A 20,339-nucleotide genomic window follows, 5' to 3' on the forward strand; every position below is an offset into this window, starting at 1 on the left:
CCTATTCAGTCGGCGGCAATGGCCTCCACGATGGGGAGGTGGGCGGCGCGCAGCGCGGGCGGGATGGAGCCGAGCAGGGACAATGCCAGGGCCACGATGGCGTAGACCAGCAGCAGCGGACTGGGTTGGTAGTGGATATCGATGGAGATCGCGTGCCCGAGGGCCACCGTGGCCAGATAGTGCGTGGCGGAACCGACCGCGAGACCCAGTGCGGCGCCGGTCACTCCGATACCGGCCGCCTCGGTGAGGACGGTGCGGAGCAGGAAGCGGCGACTGGTGCCCATGGCCCGCAGTACGCCGAGTTCCCGGCGGCGTTCCAGCACCGAGAGCATCAGGGTGTTCAGGAGCGCGACCGTGGAGACCAGGACCACGATCCAGAGAATCGCGCTGCTGATGGACATGCCCTGCCGGACACTGCTGGAGATGGCCGTCACCGCTTGCTCACCGGTGACAACGTGCAATTGTGCGGGGACCGCCGCCCGGATGGCATTGAAGACGGCTTCGTGATCGGCGTTCGGCGCGAAGTCGATACCGATGATGGTTTCGCCCGGCCGCTGATACCACTGCCGCAGAATGTTCAGATCCAGTACGACCACGCCCGCGATGGCGGAGAAGTACGGCACCACCCGCAATACCGTCACGTGGTGCACGCCGGTCGGCGTCGGCAGATCGACGCCGGAGCCTTCGCTCACTCCGAGCGAGCGGGCCACATCGCGGGAGATGACAATGCCCTGACCGGCTGCCATCCGGTCCAGGTCCTGCCGGCTCGTGCCGTCCAGGGCCGAGCTGCGGGCCACCCCGCCCTCGTAGCCCTGCAGCATGACGCGACCGCGCCCCAGGGTGGCGAAAGCCATTTGGGCCGAACCGATATCGCTGATGCCCGGGATGCCGCTCAGCTTGTCCTTCAGATCCGAGGGCAGCAGCGGGCCGGTGGGGAACTGCTCCATGGCGGTCGCGCTGACGAAAACGTCTGTGCGGCCGAGACCTTGGAAGGTTTGCGCCGCCGCATCGACCATATTGCGGGAGGCGTTGCCCATGGCCACGATGGCGGCGATGCCGATCATGACGGTCATGGTGGTGGCCCACACCCGGCGTGGTGCGCGTTCGACGGTGGTCGCGCCGAGCGCGCCCGGCGCCCCGAAAAGCCTTGCCACCGCGGCGATTACCTGCACAATCGGACCGGTGGCGGAGAAGCACAGCACAACCGCGCCGGCGATGGCCAGCGAGATGGAGACCAGCGACAGGCGTCCGAGATCGGCGTCGGCGACCACGACCCCCGCGCCGACCATCGCCGCGCCGAGCACCAGCGAACCCCATTTGAGCAGCGGGCTCACCTCATCCGAGGTGGAAGCGCCGACGGGAGCCAGCGCCTCGATGGGTGCGACCTTGTACACCTGCCGGGCCGCGATGGCCGCGGCGATGACGCTGGCCAGCACACAGGCGGCCACCGCCACCGGAATCGCATAGCCGGGCACCTCGTATTCGGTGCGGGCTTCCACCGATTGCACAATGGCGGCCGGGAGCTTACCGATGGCGATGCGGCCCATGACTATTCCGACGAGCGAACCCACGAACCCGCCGAACAGGCCGAGTAGTGCTGCCTCGGCGAGCAACCCGCGCACCACCGGTCCGCGCCGGCCGCCGATGGCACGCAGCAGCGACAGCATCGGACGGCGTTGCGCCACAGCCATACTCATGGCGTTGTAGATGAGGAACGACGACACGATGAGCGCCGCCGCGGACGAGGCCAGCGTCGAATACTTCACCAGCTGCAGGGAGCCGCCGGCCTGGGCGGTGCGCAGGTCCGGATCGGCGACCACCGCGTGCCCGTCCACCAGCTGCGTCAGGCTCGAACGCAATTGCTCCACATCGGTTTTCGCGGCGGGAACGATCTGGATGGAGTCCAGCCGTCCGGGCCGGTCGGCGATCTTCTGCGCGACCGGCAGCAGCGCGATGACGATATGACCGGAATTGAGGCGCTTCGAAGTGGACTCGTCGAGTACCCCCGCCACCGTCGCGGTGATGGACCCGAGCTGGATCTGCTCACCTTCCCTGTGCCCCATGGCGGAGCCGACGAGTACGCCGTTGGAAACATTGACCAGCTTGGACGCCTGATCCTGCAGCGCCCCGCCGAGATCGCTGCCGAGCTTCGTGACGGTGGCGTCCGCACCGATGAGCATTGCCCGATTCGCGTCCGCGCCAATGGATTCGCGCAGCATGGGCACCGCCGTACCGACCCCCGGAACGGCTCTGATCTGTGTCAGCAGCATCTGATCGAACCCGGCATCGGTGATGCCGCTGACCTCCAGCGCCGCGTTGCCGCCGAGGCTGTGGGTGAGCTTGTCCACCGAACCGGTGATGGAGCCGGAGATGCTGAATACCGAAACCAGCAGTCCCGCAGAGATTCCCATCACCACCATGGACATGATGGTGCGCCCGCGGTGTGCGAGCAGTTCGCCGATATTGAACAGCCGTAGTCGATCCCAACTCGCCTGGATCATGCGCGCACCGCACCGGCGTCGTCGGAACTGCCCTCGACCGAGGCCACCTCTTCGATGCCCGCGGCAGTGCCGAATCCCACCGGCGTGGTCCGCACCTCGCCGTTGTCATCGCGCTCCACCTTCTCGATGGAGCCGATCTGCCCGTCCCGCAGGGTGATGACACGATCGCAGTAGCGCACCGCACCCATATCGTGGGTCACCATGACCACCGAATTGCCCGCGCGGGTGATGTCGCCGAGCAGCTGCAGAATGGCGGCGCCGGTCTTGGAATCGAGGTTGCCGGTGGGTTCGTCGGCGAGAATCAGCGGTGGATCCATGATCAGCGCCCGCGCCACCGCGACCCGCTGCATCTGACCGCCGGACAGTTCCGCGGGCCGGTGCTCGGCGCGATCGGCCAGGCCGACCAGGTCGAGCAATTCCAGCGCCCGCGGCTTGGCCTTGCGTAATCCGGTGCCGTCCAACAGCTTCGGGATGGCGACGTTCTCCCAGGCGGTCAGGGTGGGCAGCAGATTGAAGAACTGGAAGATGAAACCCACCTGATGCCGCCGGAACTCGGATTGACTGTCATCGCCCAGGTCACCGATCTCCCTGTCCTGGAAGCGAATCGACCCGGTGTCCGGGGAGTCCAGCGCCCCCAGCAGATGCAGCAGTGTGGATTTGCCCGACCCGGAAGGCCCGATGATGGCGGTGAACTCCCCGGGTTCGATGCGCAGGCTGATGCCGTCCAGCGCGCGCACGGTCTGCTTGCCTACCCGGTATTCCTTCGTGACGTCGGTCAATTCCAGCATGGTGGTTCCCCTCGTGGATCAGCGAGCCAGTGCCCGCGTTCGCGGACGGATGTAGAGGTGATCGGTGTCATAGGTGTCCAGAATCGCGCGCAGCGCCGGCTGTTCACCGGCGAGCTCGAGGTACACCTCGACCGCCGATTTGCCCTGTGCCAGTGCGTTGTCGAGCTTCACATGCAAATGGTTCTCCCAGCGGTGCCGCAGCGCGAGCAGGAGGCCGTCCGTTCCGCCGAAGAGCCGTTCGAGCTCCGGTAGTTCGTGGAACAGCGTGGCGTCAGCGGGATTCCGGGCCGCCCGATCCAGGACGGTGTGCAGGATGTCGGTGCGAGCATGCAGGTCTGCCCAGGACATGGCCCCCAACCTTTCGTAGTGGCCCGGCCGGTGGTGTACGGGTCCGGTACCAGTTACTCCAGACGCTACGAGAGCCCGCACTGCCCTGTCTTCGTGCCGCGGACGCGACTTGACCTCCTACCCCGGTAGGAGCCGGGCCCCTGCCGCCGAACGATGTACGCCGTCCAATTCGGCCACTAGCCTTACAGAATGAACGTGACCAGCGCCACCCCCGGAATTGCCGGGCGGACATTGCTGGACCTGCGGCCGCGTGACGTCGCCGACCGCAGCCGAAGGTTCGTTCGCCACCCGGTCGGCGAGTACCGCCGCTACGTGGAAGAGATGGAATTCGACTATCCCGTCGCCGCCGTCTTCCTGGTCGACGTGATACTGATCGCGACCGGCACCGGAGCTGTGATCCAGCGAGCACTGTCGGGAAACGTCCCGAACGCCGCTGCCTTCCTGGCCTTGGCCATGGTCTATGTGGCCGGCCCGCCGTGCGTGGTGCTTTCCATCCCCCCGCGCCCATTGCTTTTCGCCACGGTGACCATGTCGGCCGTGGCGCTCTTTCTGGTCCAGCCGGTACCCGTGGATGTCGCGCCGCTCATCCTGGTCGCGGCATCGGGTGAGATCGCGGCCATCACAGCCACGGTGGCCAGTGTGCCCATTGCGGCCGCGATGATCGCCGAGTTGGTGTTCTTCGGATCGGCCGGGCACCTGGACGGCCTGCCGTGGTTCTGCTTCGGCATCGTGTTCGGCTGGATGACCGGGCAGATGCTGAACTATCAGCGCCGCTACCTGTATCAGGAACGGGAGAACCAGGAGGTGCGCGCCGTACAGGCCGCCGACGACGAGCGCCGCCGCATTGCCCGCGAGGTGCACGACGTCATCGCGCATTCGCTCAGCATCACCCTTCTGCATGTGACCGCTGCCCGGCACGCACTGGCGACCGATCGCGATGTGGATGACGCGGTGGACGCGCTGACCGATGCCGAGCGGCTGGGACGCCAGGCCATGGCTGATATCCGGCGCACCGTCGGCCTGCTGGGCCAGCGTCCTGCGCTGGAGTTGCCGGAGCCGGGATTGGACGACGTCGATGATCTGGTCGCTGATTTCGTACGCGCCGGGATGCCGGTCGGTTACCGCCTCGACGGCGACCCGAGCGGCGTAACTCCCGGAGTCGGGCTGGCGCTGTACCGAATCTGCCAAGAATCCTTGGCGAACATCGCAAAACATGCACCGGGTGCGTCTGCGCAGCTGCGGATCGCACTGTGCAGCAAGGACATCGAGCTCACGGTGACAAACTCGCTGCCGACAGGCGTGACCGCTCGTCCGGGCCGCGGTATGGGGATTTCCGGTATGCGACAACGCATTGCGCTACTCGGTGGCACCCTGACTGCGGACCGGGCAGGTGAGGTCTGGCAGGTACAGGCGCACATCCCACTTTCCGGTCAAACGATGTGCGTGGCCACCGTCGCCGAGGATTCCCTGCGGACGGTGCTGTCATCGATGGCGCGCAAGACACATGATCGACTGAATCCGATGGGATCCAAGGAAATTCAGGAGGGTGTGTGACGTCCCAGTCGGATGGGGAGCTCATTGCTGTACTGGTGGTGGACGATCAGGAACTGGTCCGGGGCGGTCTGCGCCGAATCCTGCGCCGCCGTGATGGTTTCGTGGTGAGCGAATGCGCCGACGGCGATGAAGTGCCCGCCGCGATTGCCGCGCACCGTCCGGATGTCGTGCTCATGGATCTGCGCATGAAACGCGTAGGCGGCATCGAGGCCACCCGCACCCTGCGCACGCAAGCCGACGCACCGCCCGTTCTTGCGCTCACCACCTTCGATGATGACCAATTGCTATCAGGCGCATTACGCGCGGGCGCGGCGGGCTTCCTGCTCAAGGATTCCCCCGCCGAGGATCTGATCCGCGCGGTGCGGACCGTGGCGCTGGGCGGCTCGTGGCTGGATCCGTCGGTTACTCCGCGAGTGCTGACGGCATACCGGTCGGCACGTCCGACGCCGGCCCCGGGCGGCAGCCGCCTCACCGAACTGACCGCGCGCGAACTCGAGGTGCTCGAGCTCATTGCCAAGGGGCGTGTCAACACGGAGATCGCCCGCTCCCTCGGTATCTCGGAAGTGACCGTAAAAAGCCACGTGGGGCACATTTTCGGGAAGCTGGGGTTACGCGATCGAGCGGCGGCGATCGTGTTCGCGTTTGACCACGGTGTGGTTGCACCCGGAGAATCCAACTCTTGAGGGGTGAGGTGCGGGCACAGTCATCGCATCCCGCCCATGGAGTTGGAGGTTGGACGGCGTGCAAGCACCGCCATCGCGGGCCGGCAGCAGGTTCGGGCCGTACGAATTGCGCTCGTTGCTGGGCAGAGGCGGAATGGGGGAGGTCTACGAGGCCTACGACACCTCCAAGGACCGGGTCGTCGCCGTCAAACTGCTACCCGCCGAACTCGCGAAAGACCCCTCCTACCAGGAACGTTTCCGCCGCGAATCACAAGCGGCCGCGCGGCTGGCCGAGCCGCACATCATCCCGATCCACGATTGGGGCGAGTACGACGGCCAGCTCTACATCGATATGCGGCTGGTGCGCGGGCAGGATCTGCGCAGCCTGCTGAGCACCCAGGGCGCGATGTCGCCGCAGCGCGCGGTGGGCATTGTCGAGCAGATCGCCGCGGCGCTGGACGCCGCGCACTACTCGGGTCTGGTGCACCGCGATGTCAAGCCGGCCAATATCCTGGTGACCGATGCGGATTTCGCATATCTCGCCGACTTCGGCATCGCCCGCACGGAGGGCGAGACCGGGATCACCATGGCGGGCACCGCCGTCGGCTCGTACGCGTATATGGCTCCGGAGCGGTTCGACGACTCCGGACCGGTGACCGGGCGCGCCGATCTGTACTCGCTCGGCTGTGTGCTGCACGAATGCCTCACCGGCAACAAGCCGTTCCCGGCGACCAATATGAGTGTGCTCATCCGCGGCCATCTTTCCGAACCGCCGCCGCGACCGAGCCTGCAGCACTCCGGGATTCCGGCGGCGCTCGACGATGTGGTCGCGCGGGCGCTGGCCAAGGATCCGAGGAGCCGCTATCTCACGGCGGGCGAATTCGCCCGGGCCGCGCGGACCGCCCTCGCCGGTGGTCCGGTGCAGGCGGCGCCGACCGAGATCCTGCAGCCCGGCCGGATGGTGCCGCCCGCCGCGCCCGGCACGCTGACTCCCACGCCACCGCCGGCCGCACCCACCACCGTGCTGCCCACCGTCCGCAGCTCGGATCCGACCGTGGTGCAACCGATTTCCGGCGGGTACCCGATCTACACCACCGGCGCCTTCCCGCCGCCCGATGATGGGCCGGGCACCTCGGATCTGCCGGTGATCCTGCCGACGGACCCGACCAGGGTGCGTGTCAGCGACTTCCACTATCAGCCGCTGCCGCAGAGCGCGCAGCAGCCGCAGGCGCCGGTCTGGGGTCACGCGGCGACGCCGCAGCGGGATTTCCCGTATGCGCCGACACCCGATCCCTCGCTGTATCCGACGTCGGACCATCCGCGAGCGGATCCGGAGCCCGCGCCGTCCTACCGGCCGCGGCGCAAATCGATGGCGGCGCCGATATCGATCGGCGTACTGGTGGTCGCCGCTGCCGCGATCGCCGGTGCGGTGGGCTGGCAGGTCCTCGACCACTCCCGGAGCGAATCACCGAGTACGACCGTGGCACAGGGCAATCCGAGCATCACCGTGCCACTGTCGGGACCGAAGACATCGACCGCTCCTCCGGCGCAGACCACCGTCCAGCTGCCGGCGGGTTCGACTCCGTGTCCGCTGGTTTATCCGGCAGTCAACGGTTACACCGGCTCCGCGATCGGATCCACGGTTACCAGTTGCCCTTTCGCGGAACAGGTTCGCCAGGCATATGCCGATGCGACTTCGGGCCGGCCGGGTTCGGCAAGTAGTGTGGTGGTTGTCAGCCCGGTAACAAATCGGGCGTACACGATGAACTGCACGGCGACAGGGAAATTGGTCACCTGCATCGGTGGTGAGAACGCGGTGGTGTATGTCTACTGACCCGATTCCGGCCTGTCGCAAGGCCATTGCTCGGGGCGTTACCCTGGCGACGTTATTAGCGGCATCCGCATGCGCGGTGCATGTGAGTTCGGCGGGTTCTCCCACGGCTGGGTCCGCGAGCGTGGCGCCTGCCGCCGAAACGGCTGCGGCGCCGGGTCTCTCGATGGTCGCGCCGAACCTGCCGGGCCTGTTCGGGCTGCCCAAATCCATTACGTTCGCCGCCGATTTCGCGGATCTGCAGTCCGGACTCGACGGCCGCATCGGTCTCGCGGTCATGCCGGTCGGCGGCGGGGATATGACGGTGCTGGGAAACTGGAGCTCCGGAGTCGCGTGGTCCACCATCAAGGTGCCGCTCGCACTCGCCGCGCTGCGGCGTGATCCGACCGGATTGCGCTCCACCGCCGAGGCGGCCATCACCTTCTCCGATAATGATGCGGCGCAGGAACTCTGGAACTCGCTCGGGAACGGGGCCGAGGCCGCCGACGCGGTCGAAGCGATCCTGCGCGAGGCCGGTGACGGCTTCACCGATGTCGCGGCCCGGCACACCCGCCTCGCCATGATGGGGGCCGATGACGAGCTCGCCTTCGGCGCGACCGACTGGTCGCTGACCGATCAGGTGCGCTTCGCGTCCAAACTGCCCTGCCTGCCGCGGGCGAATTCGGTTGTCTCGCTGATGAGTGACATCACCCCGAGTCAGAGCTGGGGTCTGGGCAGGCTGATCGGCGCGGAATTCAAGGGCGGCTGGGGACCGGACGACGACACCGGCAAATACACCGTGCGGCAATTCGGTCTGGTGCCGACGCTCGCCGGGCCGATCGCCGTGGCCATGGCCGCCGAGCCGACCTCCGGCTCCTTCGACGACGCCACCGACATGATGGACAAGCTCGCGCTGCTGGTCGGCGATCACCTCCCTGATCTGCCCGGGGGCCTCTGCACGCACTAGTAGCACATGGAATCCCCCGGCGCACACGGCAATCCTCGAGATTGACGCATACCGGTGAGTCCGCTAGGAAACAGGGACTCACCGGAGATGATGGAGGTAACCGGGTGGACGCACCGTATTCGCTACGTCGCCGCTTCGCACGTGTCGCGGGCGGTGGTGCGGCGGTCCTGCTGGTGGCGGTCCTGACCGGCTGCACCAGCAAGCCGGTGCTGGTACCCGATGCCACCACCGCGGCCGCCGGACCGACAACCACCACCTCCGCCGTCAACCTCGCGGTGCCCGGCACGCTCGCTTGGGATTTCACCAATGAGCTGCAGCCTTCGCTCAGCGGCAAGATCGGGCTGGCCGTCATGCCGGTCGGTGGTGATCGGGTGGTGGCAGTGGGTGATTGGAATTCCGGTCCGGCCTGGTCGAGCATCAAGGTGCCGCTCGCGCTGGCCGCGCTACGGCAGAACCCCGGCGGGTACACCGCTGCTGCTACCGCGGCCATCACCCTCTCCGACAACACCGCTGCCGACACCCTGTGGCAGTCGCTGGGCACCCCCGATACCGCTGCCGCCACCGTGCAGGCGGTGCTGCGCGAGGGCGGCGATACCGTCACCACGGTGCCCGCCACCAGGGCTCGCGCCGATTACTCGGCTTTCGGGCAAGCCGAGTGGTCCATTGCCGATCAGCTGAAATTCGCCTCGAAACTGCCGTGCCTGCCGCAGTCCGAATCCGTCACCTCGCTCATGGGCAAGATCAGCTCAGGGCAGCGCTGGGGGCTCGGCACGCTGGACGGCGCCCAATTCAAGGGTGGGTGGGGACCCGATCCCAGCGGGAACTACCTGGTCCGGCAGTTCGGATTGATACCGGTCCAGGGTGGGCAGGTCGCCATCGCGATTGCCGCACAGGCCACTTCGGGCTCCTTCGACGAGGGCACCACCATGCTCACCAAGATCTCGGCGCTCATCGGCAAGCATCTGGGCGAACTGCGCGGCGGCGCCTGCTGAGTGCGAAGTGAAAAACCAGGCGTAACCAGCGGTTCACGGGGGCGCGACCCACAGGGCACCACACTCGGGGCAAGATAGGGCATATGCGCATCGGAGTCTTGACCGGAGGCGGAGACTGCCCAGGCCTGAACGCGGTGATCCGTGCTGTCGTTCGCACCTCGAACGGCCGCTGGGGTGATGCGATCATCGGCTTCCAGGACGGGTGGCGCGGGCTACTCGAGGATCGCAAGATCCAGATCCTGAACAATGATCGCACCGACCGGCTGCTCACCAAGGGCGGCACCATTCTCGGCACCGCACGCACCAATCCGGACGTACTGCGGGCCGGATTGCCGCGCATCAAGCAGACTCTCGACGACAACGGCATCGACGCTCTCATCCCCATCGGCGGCGAGGGCACGCTGACGGCCGCCAGTTGGCTGGCCGAAGAGGGCGTGCCGGTGGTCGGGGTACCCAAGACCATCGACAACGACATCGACTGCACCGACACCACCTTCGGCCACGACACCGCGGTGGCCATTGCCACCGAGGCCATCGACCGGCTGCACACCACCGCGGAATCACATCAGCGCGTCATGCTGGTCGAGGTGATGGGCCGGCATGCGGGCTGGATCGCCATGAACTGCGGTATCGCCTCCGGTGCGCACCTGACCCTGGTGCCCGAGGTCCCGTTCGATGTGGACGAGGTCTGCGCCATGGTGAAACGCCGCTTCCAGCGCGGTGATTCGCACTTCATCTGCGTCGTGGCGGAGGGCGCGCATCCGGCGCCCGACTCCATGTCGTTGCGCGACGGCGGAATCGACGAATTCGGGCATGTGAAGTTCACCGGGGTGGCGCAGCAGCTGGCTCCGGAAATCGAGCGGCGCATCGGGAAAGAGGTGCGGGTGACCGTGCTCGGCCATGTGCAGCGCGGCGGGACCCCGACACCGTACGACCGGGTGCTGGCCACCCGCTTCGGCGTGCATGCGGCAGAAGCCGTGCACGCCGGGAATTTCGGGCAGATGGTGGCACTGCACGGGACAGAGGTCGACCTCGTTCCGCTGTCGGAAGCCACCAAGCAGCTCAAACTCGTTCCGCAGGACCGCTACCGGGAAGCCGCAGCGTTCTTCGGGTAAGAATTGGGGCCCTGCACAGGAGTGCAGGGCCCCAATTTTTACAGAGGGTGACAACTGATTTCGCAAGTTCGGGGTAACTCCGGGGGTACCCCCAAATCGTCACGCCTCCCAACCGCACCACGCATCCCCAACAGCCAACGGCTCCCAAGCTGTGCGCTAAAGGTTCGGGGAGGCGGTCGGATCGAAGCTGCCGCTCGTCAGTGCGGCGGTAAAGTTGTCCCATTCGGTTGGGCCGAATACCAGTTTCGGGCCTGTCGGGTTCTTGCTGTCCCGTACTCCCACACCACTATCGAGAAAAGCGATCTCCACACACTCCTTCGCGCCGGTGCTGCGCGCGCTCTTGAACCACCTCACGCCGGACGGTTCGACGTTCACGTCTCGTACTCCTTCGCTGCCTTCCGCAAGAGATCCCTACTGGTGGCATCGTCCAGCGCAGAGCGCTGAAGAGCCTGGTACGCCTCGAGATACCGGTCGACTGCGGCCTGCTTCTCCAGGTACAGATCGCCCAGGAAGTTCTCCAGGTACACCACGGTGGGTTCGACCGGCTTGTTGCCGCTGTCCCGGCCGAAATCCAGAATCACGAAGGGCCCGACGGTATGCCCGATCGGGACGCCCGCTGAGAAGGGTAGTACACGCACAGCAATCGTCGGGAGTGTCGACATATCCGCGACGCGTCGCAATTGCGCCGCCATTATCCGCGGACTGCCTACGACCCTGCGTAATGCCGTTTCGTGCACCACCATATCGAGGCTTGCAGCACTGCGCTTTCGGGTCAAAAGGGACTGCCGGCGGATCTTCAATTGCACTCTGCGGTCGATCTCTTCGCGTGCAGCATCCGGCCAGTAATCACTGATCAGGACGCGCGCGTAGTCGGCGGTCTGCAACAGGCCGGGGATCAGATCGGGCTGGTAGGAGATCAGGCCGCGGGCCGAAGCCTCCAGGCCCACATACACATTGAAACCCTCGGGAATGAGGTCGTCGTATTCGTGCCACCAGGACTTGACACTCGCCTGTTGGGCGAGGCCGACGACGGCGGTGGTGAATTCCTCATCGAAGTCGTATATGCGACATAATTCCCTAATGTCCAGTACGCGAATCTTTTCCGCGTTACCGGTTTCCAGGCGCTGGAGTTTCGACTCGCTCCACTCCATCAGCGCCGCCGCTTCGGCAATCGTCACATTGCATAACATCCGCCCCTCACGCAGGTATCGCCCCAGTTGACGGCGCGGCAGTGTAGAACCATGCTCGGACATAGCGTGCTCCCCCGCGAAGGCAGTCTTCGGTCACTATGAACGATGCTCCCATGCGGTATGAATGCCGACCTGGCGCTTTCGCAAAACTTTCCCGGGACGCGCGAATTCGGTTGCCCACCGGTTCCGGCAATGCTGGACTTGAATCGCGCCCGGCCAGAGCCGGAGCCTTGATCCTGGTCCCCCTCGTCCCCGAGCCGGGCGCACCAACCTCATACCGCCAACGGCGGCAGCACCACTCGCCCCTACCCCGCGACCTGCACCACCACAATCGCCAACAGCAAAACCAGCGCCAACACCGCTACCCCCAACACCACCAGCGCCGCAACCTGCGACCGCTCCACCCCACCGACCCCCGAACCCTGCTGCTGCGCACCCGAATTCACCGGATACCCCGACGGCGGCCCAAACCCCCGCCCGGTGTTCTCCACACCTGCAAACCGCGGCCCCGCACCCTCCGCAGCCGCGAACTGCGGTCCCACCCCCGCACCCTCCACAGCCGGGAACTGCGGTCCCACCCCCGCACCCTCCACACCTGCGTACTGCGGACCCGCGCTCTCACCTCGGGCGAATTGAGATCCGGGGCCCGTGGTTTCCGGGCCAGAAAACTGCGGACCCTGGCCGGTGGATTCCACACTGCCGAACGGCATCCCAGACCCAGTCGTCTCCACACCCGCGGCCTCGCTCCCAGTCGCCGCACCGCGAGCCCAAGTCCGCTCCGGCTCCGAACCTCCGGAAACACCCTCCCCCGCAGGCACAAACGCCCCCGACCTCGGATGCCGCAATCCCACCCCCGGATAGCCCTCCACCCCATGGGTTCCCGCTGATTCGGCATTCGACTCCACACCCGCCGCGACAACCGGGCTATCGGCCGTCAGCACACTGTCCGGATCCACAGCACCGGAGGCGAACCCAGCCCTCTCGAACTCCGCGCGAGCGCCCTCGTTCCCCCGCCCCGGCGCGGCCCCACCCTCGTCGGCCGAATGCGCGCGAGCCGCCGAACCTGCGCCCTGCGGCTGCCCAGTGTCGGAATCTTGCGCGGCGCTCTCTGCCACCGAGCCACCCGGCGCACCCCCGGACTTCGCGTCGCCCGCATTCGGCGCACCGACGGCGTCCGTCAGCGATCCTTCGTCCGCATTCGATTCTCCCTCAGCGGGTTCCGGTACCCCCGTGGCCGAATATCTTGCGGCCCTTTGCCTAGCGGCCGAGCCACCCGAAGCCGCCACTTCGGCAGTCGCCGCAGCGGACCGCCCGCCTTCGGCCGAGATGCGCGATTCCAGCGAGCCGGGTTCGGCGGACTGTTGCGACGAACCCCCTTCTCCATGCCGAGAATCCACCGATTGGGGCGGCCCACCCGGCTCTCCACGTTCCGAACTCGCAGGCTGCGGTGGAACTCCCGGCTCCGAACCGGGCGCGGTCGACGGCCTGCTGTCTGATGACGGGACCCGGGCCGCATGTTTCGGGCCCGCGGCGGGATCCGCGGGACGTGCACCGAGGCTCGTGGACGGCAACTCGGTGGAGCCTTGCGATACGGGCTGAGGTGGGGTGTCCGGCGGGGACTCCGAGTCGGTGGCGCATGACAGACGGGTGTCAGCGCCTGGCACCTGCGGCTTGGGGTCCGAACGTGCGGCGGGATCCGCCGGCGGCGCAACAGTGCTCGCGGGCTGCAGCTCATCGGCACCGGTGACGGGCCCGGACAGCGTGGCCCGTGAGGGAACCCTCGGGGTCGGGAAGGAATCGGTTGGTTGGGAGTACATGTCCTGGGAGGACGGCGGGGGCGGGGTGGCGGCGGGCGGCGGGACGGGTTCCTGATGCGCGGGGGACGCAATCGGTTGCGGCACTACATCTGTCGGCTGGCTGGACGCATCTGCTTGTGGGGCTTGCGGATTCGCCGGGTCGGATGAATAGCCCCCGGGGGCCGGCGGTGTGATCAGCTGCGGGGCTGGAGTATTGGGATGCGACGTGTGTGCGGCCTGGCCCTGGGGGTGGGGCGCGGGCACGGAATTGGGGATCTGCTGTTGAGGGGCGGGAACCGGTTGTTGCGGGGCCAGTGCCGGTTGTTGCGGAGCCAGTGCCGGTTGTTGCGGGGCGGGGTAACCGGCGGGGTAGCCCTGTGGCGGCACCTGGTAGGTGGCCGGATAGCCCTGCGGCGGAACAGGTCCGGGCGAGTAGGGGGGTGGGGCGGCGGGGTAGCCGGCGGGCGGGGCGGCGTAGGGGGGCGGGACCGCGGCGTAGCCGGGCGGGGAAGACGGTTGGGGGGCTGGCTGATTCGGGTAGATCGACTGGCCCGGGGATGCGGTGAGGGCGCGGCGGGCGGCCTTGGCGAATTCGGTGCAGGAAGGGAAGCGATCCATGGGGCGCTTGGCCATGCCCTTGGTGATGACGGCGTCCATGGCGGGGGTGAGGCCGGGGCGGCGGAGGCTGACCGGCGGGGGCAGCAGTTGCAGGTGGCCGCGAATGAGTTCGGAGGGGTCCGGGGAATCGAAGGGACCCGCGCCTATGAGCAGCCAGTAGAGGGCACACGCCAGGGAGTACTGATCGGTGGTGTGATCGAGGTGCGCGCCGGTCATCTGTTCGGGCGAGGCGTAGGCCAGGGTGGCGGTGAACATGCCGCGCTGGGTCAGGTGGGTGGAATCCTCACGCAGGCGGGCGATGCCGAAGTCGGTGAGGAACACCCGTTCTCCGTGCCCGCCGACGGCGCGCGCCAGAATGATATTGGCGGGCTTCACATCCCGGTGCAGCACGCCCATGGTGTGCGCGTAATCCAGTGCGGCGGCAACACCTTCGATAATCTGCACGGCCCGTTCCGGCGGCAGCATGGTGACATCGACCCCGGCGGCATCCACCCCGTCGATGTACTGCATGGAGATCCAGAGCTGTTCGTCCTCGGTACCGCGGTCGTACACCTCGACGATATTGGGGTGATCCAGCTGCGCCACCAGATCGGCTTCGCGATTGAAGCGAATGCGGATCTCCCTGTCCGCGAAGAGCTCCCGATTCAGCAGCTTCAAGGCGGTGAGCCGCCCCAGCCGTGGGTGACGGGCGAGATACACCGATCCCATCCCGCCCTGTCCGAGCAGCCGCTCAATGGTGAAACCGGCGAACACGTCACCGTTGTTCAACACTGCGACGACCCCCTTCCGGTGACGTACAAGTCCGTGAGCCTACCGCGCCGAGCGCTGCCTTACCGTGGCTGGTGACAGCCCATTGTCACCGCTGAATCAGCCCGGTGTCACCAGTCCGGATTCGTAGGCCAGCACCACCGCTTGCGCGCGATCACGCAGGTTCAGTTTGGCGAAAACTTTCGACACATGGGTCTTCACGGTCTGTTCCGCGACGAAGAGATTATCGGCGATCTCGGCATTGGACAGGCCGCGTGCGACCAACTCCAGCACCTCCCGCTCGCGCGGTGTGAGCACCGACAGCGCAGGCGCCGGGGTGCGGCGATTGCGGCGCTTGGTGACATCGGCGATGAGCCGGCGCGTGACGGTCGGCGCGAGTAGCGCATCACCGGCGGCGACCACGCGCACCGCGCGCACTAACTCTTCGGCGGGTGCGTCCTTGAGCAGAAAGCCACTCGCGCCGATACCCAGCGCCTCGTACACATAGTCGTCGATATCGAAGGTGGTGAGCATGAGCACCCGCACCGGCGGATCGAAGCCCGCCGAGAGAATCGCCCGGGCCGCATCGAGCCCGTTCATCTCCGGCATGCGCACATCCATGAGCACCACATCCGGCCGCAACCGTTTCGCCTCCGCCACAGCGGTTTTGCCGTCGGGCGCATCCCCGATCACGCTGATATCGGGTTGCGCGGACAGCAGTGCACCGAACCCCTGCCGAACCATCGCCTGATCATCAGCGATCAATACCGTTATAACCACAGTCCCACCTCGCGCACCTCACCGAGTTTGCCACGTCCCCCACCCAACAGCCCCGCCGCAGCACGTTCGCACCCCAACGCGCCCACCTCCGTCATCCCCGCATCCTCACCCCCGTCATCCCGGCACGTTCACCTCCGTCATCCCGGCGCGTTCACCTCCGTCATCCCGGCGCGTTCACCTCCGTCATCCCGGCACGTTCACCTCCGTCATCCCGGCACGTTCACCTCCGTCATCCCGGCACGCTTTTGGCCGGGATCCACAGTGGATCCCGGCCAAAGTCCGCCGTGACGACGGAGGCGACAACCGCCCTACATTCCGGCCAGCGCGTCAGACCCCAGTGCGGCCGTCGCGCTTCCTTCGACAACCGCACCGAACGGCAGATCAGCACGCACCTCGAACCCGCCGTCGGGACGCGGTGCGGCGGTGAGGGTGCCGCCGACCGCCAAGGCTCGGGCCTGCATTCCCGCGATACCGCTGCCGCCGGACTGATCACCGTGGCCCGGACCGTGCGGCCGATCATTGGTGATCGACATCGTCAGCGCGGTGGCGCTGGCTATCCGCACCCACACCGGCGCACCGGGTGCATGCCGCGACGCATTCGCCAGGGACTCCTGCACGATGCGGTACAGCGCGAGACCGGTGGTCGCCGGTACGAGGTCGAGGCTGCCGTCGATGGTCCAGGTGAGCGGTACCCCGGCGCGGCGGGCGCCCTCCAGCAGATTCAGCACATCGGCCGCGGCGGGCTGCGGTGCGTGCTCGGGCAGCTGGCCGTCGCTGCGCAGCACACCCAGCAGTCCGCGAATCTCATTGAGCGCGGCGCGGGCTCCCGAACCGATGGATTCGAACTCCTCGCGGGCCTCCGGAGACAGCCCGTCGATGCGGTAGGGCGCGGTCTGCGCCTGCACCACCACCATGGACATATGGTGCGCGACCACATCGTGCAGATCGCGGGCAATGCGCGCCTTCTCCTCGAGGATGGCGCGGCGGGCCCGCTCCAGCTCGGTCTCCTCGGCCTGCTTGAGCAGCGCCTGCCGCGATACCGCCACCCAGCGCACCAGCAGGCCCAGCACCACCAGGCCGGTGATGGCGATCGGCCAGCCCAACCCGGCCTGCGCGAAGCTGTCCCCGGTCGCCGCCATCGTGGTGGCGAACAGCAGCGAGGTCGCCAGCCAGGCCACACCGACGATCTGTATGGGCGAGCGCACCGCCACCGCGAATACCAGCGTGAACAGGCACAGAATGTGCACCACCTGGAACGGCAGATTGTTCCCGTGCTGATGCGGCACCGCGAGCGAGATGAGCAGCGCCGATCCGGCCGAAACCGCCCATCCCAGAGCGGGATTCACCCGCATCAGCAGAATCGGGAAGGCCGCGAACCCGGCAATGAAGGGCTGCGCCGCCGCCGGCACCTGATGGGTGATGTGCAGCGTCGGCCACGCGACCGCGATGAATACGACCGCGACCAATACGGTGAAACCGTCGAACCATTGCCGCGCCCATTGCCGCGACGCCGACGAGCGCCCATTCTTCGCCAATTTACCGACCATGCTCTCGACGGTAGAGAACTCGGCGGCCGTGCACGTCATACCCCCGAGTGATCTAGCACCCCGTACCGGAGTACTGCCCGCCCACCCGGCTCCCCCGCCCCGCCCATGCGGGAACAGTCCCCCAGCGTGAAGCCCGGATATCGCTCCGATTCCTAGCGTCATTCCACATGAGAGCGTTCCCGTCCGACCCGGTCACTGCGCCCCACTCCACTCCGCTCGCGAGTGACACCACCCGAGCCCTGCCCGCCGGCGCCGTCCGTACGGACCTGGCGACCGGCGCTGATCGCAGCGGCCGACCCGGCAGTCGAAACTCCCGCAACGAGCACCGCACGGCCGAGTCGGCGTCGATCCGCATCGACCAGGACCCGCCGCTCGTGCCGAGTGCACCGCCCGCAAGAGGCCGCCTGTATCGCTACGGCATGCTCGCGACGGCCGCGTCCGTACTGTTATCGGTCGCAGTAGCTTTCGCGCCTTCGGCGAGCGCCGCCGCGACCGCACCGGCGATTGCGGAGGATGCCGGGGCCCGCACCGGAATCATGGAATCGACTGCCGCACACCCCGATCCGGCCAAGATCCCCGAGGACTTCGTCACCGAAGCCGGATACCGACCGGTCATCGAGGCAGGCATACTCGTCGACCCGCACGGCGACTGCTCCTCCCCCATCCCGCTCCCACAGGAGTTCGACCTCGCCTGCAAGGCTCACGATCTCGGCTACGACCTGCTCCGCTACGCCGACAACCGCGGCCACCCCCTCGGCCCCTGGGCCCGCCAAACCGCCGATGCCGCACTGGAACAGCGCATGTACGCGTCCTGCGATACCCGCACCAACCCCGTCTCTCGCACCGAATGCCAGGTCATGGCAGGCGTAGCCAGCACTTTCGTAGACCTCAACTCGATCCGCCAGCACTACGGCGCCCCGATCCACGAACCGGGCCTCGACAAGTCCTTCGGCCCCTCCCACTCCCTCCTCCCCGCCGGAATCGCCGTCCTGACAATCGGATCCATCGCAGCCACGGTCGCCTTCCGCCGCGCAGCCCGCACCTCCAACAGCCGACCCCGCACCCTGGCGGTGGCGTAATGAAGAGCCACAACACTGCACCGATGAGCGCGGCCGACATCACGGGCTCGACCGGGGTCGATGCTGCCGGTCCCACACCAGTTCATGAGGTTCCGGATCCGCAGCCGCTGCTGTCCGGCCGAGGACGCGCTACGGCTCGGCCCGACAAGTTCCGCAGTACGACAGCGGCGACCACGAGCGGCACAGCAGACCTCGGGCCGCAGACCACGACGCCCGCTGGCAACGACTCGGTCGCCGGGGAGCACCGCGACGAATTCCGGGGACGGGCAGCTGTCCCCCCGCCCTCTGAAGCCGACCCGCGAACCACATCACCTCATGACGGTGACTCGCTTGTCACTGCGCGTCCGGACTCGGATGTGACCGCCACCCCGAGGTCGCGGTCGATGCGCCTGCGCGGCAACCGCATCGGGGTTCAGGGGCGACCGACCGCAGGAATCCGGCGCGAGGTGCGCGAATCCTCCGGTGCGCGTGTGAGATTCAGGGCACCTCGGGTGGGGACGACGGTGGGAGTCGTGTTCGGGGTGCTGGCCTCGCTCGCGCCGGGGTTGTTGCCGCGCACTCCGACTGCGCAGGCGGTGGTGACCGCGGTGCTGGTGCTGCTCGGGCTGACCGTGGTGGGACTCGGGCGGGTTGTGGTGCGGCGGATGGGGTTCGGTGGAGTGCCGGCGCGTTGGCGGGCACCGGCGCTGGTGGTGGCCGGGGCGGCGGTGCTGGTCGCGATGGCGCAGGCGCAGGATTGGCAGAACCGGCTGCGGGGTGCGATGGGGGTGTCGGCTGTCGGACCCTGGTACTGGGTGCAGTGGGCGGTCGGGTCGGCGGTCATCACCGGGGTGGTGGTCGGCGGCATTCTCGGAATCCGCTGGGTGGTGCGGCGTTTGGGGCGGATGCGCAGTCTGGCGCTACTGCTGGGGGCCGGGGTGGCGGCACAGTTCGTGGTGGTGCCCACCGTCGTCGACTGGCGCAAGGCGGCCTATGCGTCGGCGAATGCCTTTGTCGATCCGGGTCTGTCGCAGCCGAGTGCGGCGACGCGGTCGGGTAGCCCGGTGTCGATGGCGAGCTGGCCGTCGCTGGGCGCGCAGGGGCGCAAGTTCGTGGCCGGAACTCCGGCTCAGGCGGTGCGGGTGTACGTGGGGTTGAATTCGGCGCCGGACCTGAATGCGCGGGTGGCGCTGGTGATTCGAGAGCTGGAGCGCTCGGGCGGACTACAGCGCGGGAATCTGGTGGTCACCGTGCCGACCGGCTCCGGCTGGATCGACGGCGAGGCGGCCGCCGGTTTCGATCAGCGCTTCGGCGGCGATGTGGCGCTGGTCGGACTGCAATATTCGGACGCGCCCAGCTGGGCGACCTTCGTCTTCGGCCGCAAGGCCGCCGAACAGTCCGCTCGCACCCTGTTCGATGCTGTCGAACAACGGATTTCGACGCTGCCCCACCCACCGAAGCTGTACGTCTACGGTCAGAGTCTGGGCGCGCTGGGCGGCAGCTCGATCTTCACCGATGATGCCGATCAGGCCCGCCGCACCTGCGCGGTGCTGTGGGCCGGGCCGCCGGCGGGGCAGGTATATCGCAGCGGCGCAATGGTTCTCGCGAATGCCTCCGACCCCGTGGTCCGCTGGTCTCCGGCATTGCTGTGGCGCGCACCGAATCTCACCGGCACCCGGCCGGATGCCCCTGTCCCCGGCTGGCTTCCGTTCGTCAGCTTCATTCAGACCAGCGCGGATCTGCTCGGCGCCCTCGACGCTCCCTCCGGGCACGGCCACCGCTACGGCACCGATCAGGGCACGGCTCTGGGCAGCTGCTGACCCGGCACAGCTCACAAAACAGAACGGCTCCCGGCCGGGAGCAACC

At 67.4% G+C, this 20,339-nt stretch carries 16 protein-coding genes; 8 read left to right on the plus strand and 8 right to left on the minus strand.

Features of this window, described 5'->3' with window-relative positions; translation table 11 throughout:
* Positions 1–5 precede the first annotated feature (5 nt).
* Genes JWN03_RS06950 through JWN03_RS06960 form a run of 3 tightly spaced genes read right to left on the minus strand, consistent with a single transcriptional unit; the run spans position 6 to position 3,637 of the window.
* Positions 6–2,501: an ABC transporter permease gene (locus JWN03_RS06950; RefSeq protein WP_297611396.1), complete on the minus strand. Its 2,496-nt coding sequence runs from the start codon at positions 2,499–2,501 to the stop codon at positions 6–8.
* Complete coding sequence (locus tag JWN03_RS06955; protein ID WP_297611399.1) at positions 2,498–3,289, minus strand: ABC transporter ATP-binding protein; 792 nt, start codon at positions 3,287–3,289, stop codon at positions 2,498–2,500. Before JWN03_RS06955 ends, JWN03_RS06950 begins: the two co-directional genes overlap by 4 nt.
* A gap of 18 nt (positions 3,290–3,307) precedes the next feature.
* On the minus strand, positions 3,308–3,637 hold the full coding sequence (locus JWN03_RS06960; RefSeq protein ID WP_297611402.1) for a hypothetical protein: 330 nt from the start codon (positions 3,635–3,637) through the stop codon (positions 3,308–3,310).
* A gap of 189 nt (positions 3,638–3,826) precedes the next feature.
* Between JWN03_RS06960 and JWN03_RS06965 the strand changes: the two genes are divergently transcribed.
* From JWN03_RS06965 to JWN03_RS06990, 6 genes are all read left to right on the plus strand, one after another.
* Entirely contained in the window at positions 3,827–5,191 is a 1,365-nt protein-coding gene (locus JWN03_RS06965; RefSeq protein ID WP_297611406.1) for a sensor histidine kinase, read from the plus strand.
* Positions 5,188–5,874, plus strand: coding sequence for a response regulator (locus JWN03_RS06970; RefSeq protein WP_297611409.1), 687 nt, complete (start codon positions 5,188–5,190; stop codon positions 5,872–5,874). The genes JWN03_RS06965 and JWN03_RS06970 overlap by 4 nt, the downstream gene beginning before the upstream one ends.
* 58 nt (positions 5,875–5,932) lie before the next feature.
* Positions 5,933–7,687, plus strand: coding sequence for a serine/threonine-protein kinase (locus tag JWN03_RS06975; protein WP_297611412.1), 1,755 nt, complete (start codon positions 5,933–5,935; stop codon positions 7,685–7,687).
* 163 nt (positions 7,688–7,850) lie between these two features.
* Positions 7,851–8,630: a hypothetical protein gene (locus JWN03_RS06980; RefSeq protein ID WP_297611414.1), complete on the plus strand. Its 780-nt coding sequence runs from the start codon at positions 7,851–7,853 to the stop codon at positions 8,628–8,630.
* A 104-nt stretch (positions 8,631–8,734) separates the two neighbouring features.
* Positions 8,735–9,622 (plus strand): hypothetical protein, encoded by an 888-nt coding sequence (locus JWN03_RS06985; RefSeq protein ID WP_297611416.1) that lies wholly within the window; start codon positions 8,735–8,737, stop codon positions 9,620–9,622.
* Between the two features lie 83 nt (positions 9,623–9,705).
* A complete protein-coding gene (locus JWN03_RS06990) occupies positions 9,706–10,737 on the plus strand; it encodes an ATP-dependent 6-phosphofructokinase (RefSeq protein WP_297611418.1) in 1,032 nt (343 codons plus the stop codon).
* Positions 10,738–10,893: 156 nt separating this feature from the next.
* On the opposite strand, the gene JWN03_RS06995 is transcribed toward JWN03_RS06990, so the two are convergent.
* The 5 genes from JWN03_RS06995 to JWN03_RS07015 form a co-directional block, all read right to left on the minus strand.
* Positions 10,894–11,112 carry a DUF397 domain-containing protein gene (locus JWN03_RS06995; protein ID WP_297611419.1) on the minus strand — a complete coding sequence of 73 codons (219 nt, stop codon included), beginning with the start codon at positions 11,110–11,112 and terminating at the stop codon, positions 10,894–10,896.
* Positions 11,109–11,990, minus strand: a complete 882-nt coding sequence (locus JWN03_RS07000) for a helix-turn-helix domain-containing protein (protein ID WP_297611422.1) — start codon at positions 11,988–11,990, stop codon at positions 11,109–11,111. The genes JWN03_RS06995 and JWN03_RS07000 overlap by 4 nt, the downstream gene beginning before the upstream one ends.
* Positions 11,991–12,232: 242 nt before the next feature.
* The gene (locus JWN03_RS45430; RefSeq protein WP_366914370.1) at positions 12,233–15,112 is read right to left on the minus strand and encodes a serine/threonine-protein kinase; all 2,880 of its coding nucleotides are present in this window, start codon (positions 15,110–15,112) and stop codon (positions 12,233–12,235) included.
* Between the two features lie 96 nt (positions 15,113–15,208).
* On the minus strand, positions 15,209–15,868 hold the full coding sequence (locus JWN03_RS07010) for a response regulator (protein ID WP_297611425.1): 660 nt from the start codon (positions 15,866–15,868) through the stop codon (positions 15,209–15,211).
* 308 nt (positions 15,869–16,176) lie between these two features.
* On the minus strand, positions 16,177–17,415 hold the full coding sequence (locus JWN03_RS07015; protein WP_297611428.1) for a sensor histidine kinase: 1,239 nt from the start codon (positions 17,413–17,415) through the stop codon (positions 16,177–16,179).
* Between the two features lie 167 nt (positions 17,416–17,582).
* Here JWN03_RS07015 and JWN03_RS07020 point away from each other — a divergent pair, with 167 nt between their 5' ends.
* Both JWN03_RS07020 and JWN03_RS07025 read left to right on the plus strand, forming a co-directional pair.
* The gene (locus JWN03_RS07020; RefSeq protein WP_297611431.1) at positions 17,583–18,494 is read left to right on the plus strand and encodes a hypothetical protein; all 912 of its coding nucleotides are present in this window, start codon (positions 17,583–17,585) and stop codon (positions 18,492–18,494) included.
* A 503-nt stretch (positions 18,495–18,997) separates the two neighbouring features.
* Positions 18,998–20,293, plus strand: a complete 1,296-nt coding sequence (locus JWN03_RS07025) for an alpha/beta-hydrolase family protein (RefSeq protein WP_297611434.1) — start codon at positions 18,998–19,000, stop codon at positions 20,291–20,293.
* Positions 20,294–20,339: the final 46 nt, after the last annotated feature.

Origin of the sequence: Nocardia sp., from assembly GCF_025465275.1 — a bacterium.
Taxonomy (GTDB): Bacteria; Actinomycetota; Actinomycetes; order Mycobacteriales; family Mycobacteriaceae; genus Nocardia.

What these genes read in the sequence shown, in the direction of transcription:
- JWN03_RS06950 (WP_297611396.1), bottom strand. Translation starts at nt 2,501, where the DNA reads ATGATCCAGGCGAGTTGGGATCGACTACGGCTGTTCAATATCGGCGAA.
- JWN03_RS06990 (WP_297611418.1), top strand. Translation starts at nt 9,706, where the DNA reads ATGCGCATCGGAGTCTTGACCGGAGGCGGAGACTGCCCAGGCCTGAAC.
- JWN03_RS06965 (WP_297611406.1), top strand. Translation starts at nt 3,827, where the DNA reads ATGAACGTGACCAGCGCCACCCCCGGAATTGCCGGGCGGACATTGCTG.
- JWN03_RS06955 (WP_297611399.1), bottom strand. Translation starts at nt 3,289, where the DNA reads ATGCTGGAATTGACCGACGTCACGAAGGAATACCGGGTAGGCAAGCAG.
- JWN03_RS07020 (WP_297611431.1), top strand. Translation starts at nt 17,583, where the DNA reads ATGAGAGCGTTCCCGTCCGACCCGGTCACTGCGCCCCACTCCACTCCG.
- JWN03_RS06960 (WP_297611402.1), bottom strand. Translation starts at nt 3,637, where the DNA reads ATGTCCTGGGCAGACCTGCATGCTCGCACCGACATCCTGCACACCGTC.
- JWN03_RS06980 (WP_297611414.1), top strand. Translation starts at nt 7,851, where the DNA reads ATGGTCGCGCCGAACCTGCCGGGCCTGTTCGGGCTGCCCAAATCCATT.
- JWN03_RS07000 (WP_297611422.1), bottom strand. Translation starts at nt 11,990, where the DNA reads ATGTCCGAGCATGGTTCTACACTGCCGCGCCGTCAACTGGGGCGATAC.
- JWN03_RS07015 (WP_297611428.1), bottom strand. Translation starts at nt 17,415, where the DNA reads ATGGTCGGTAAATTGGCGAAGAATGGGCGCTCGTCGGCGTCGCGGCAA.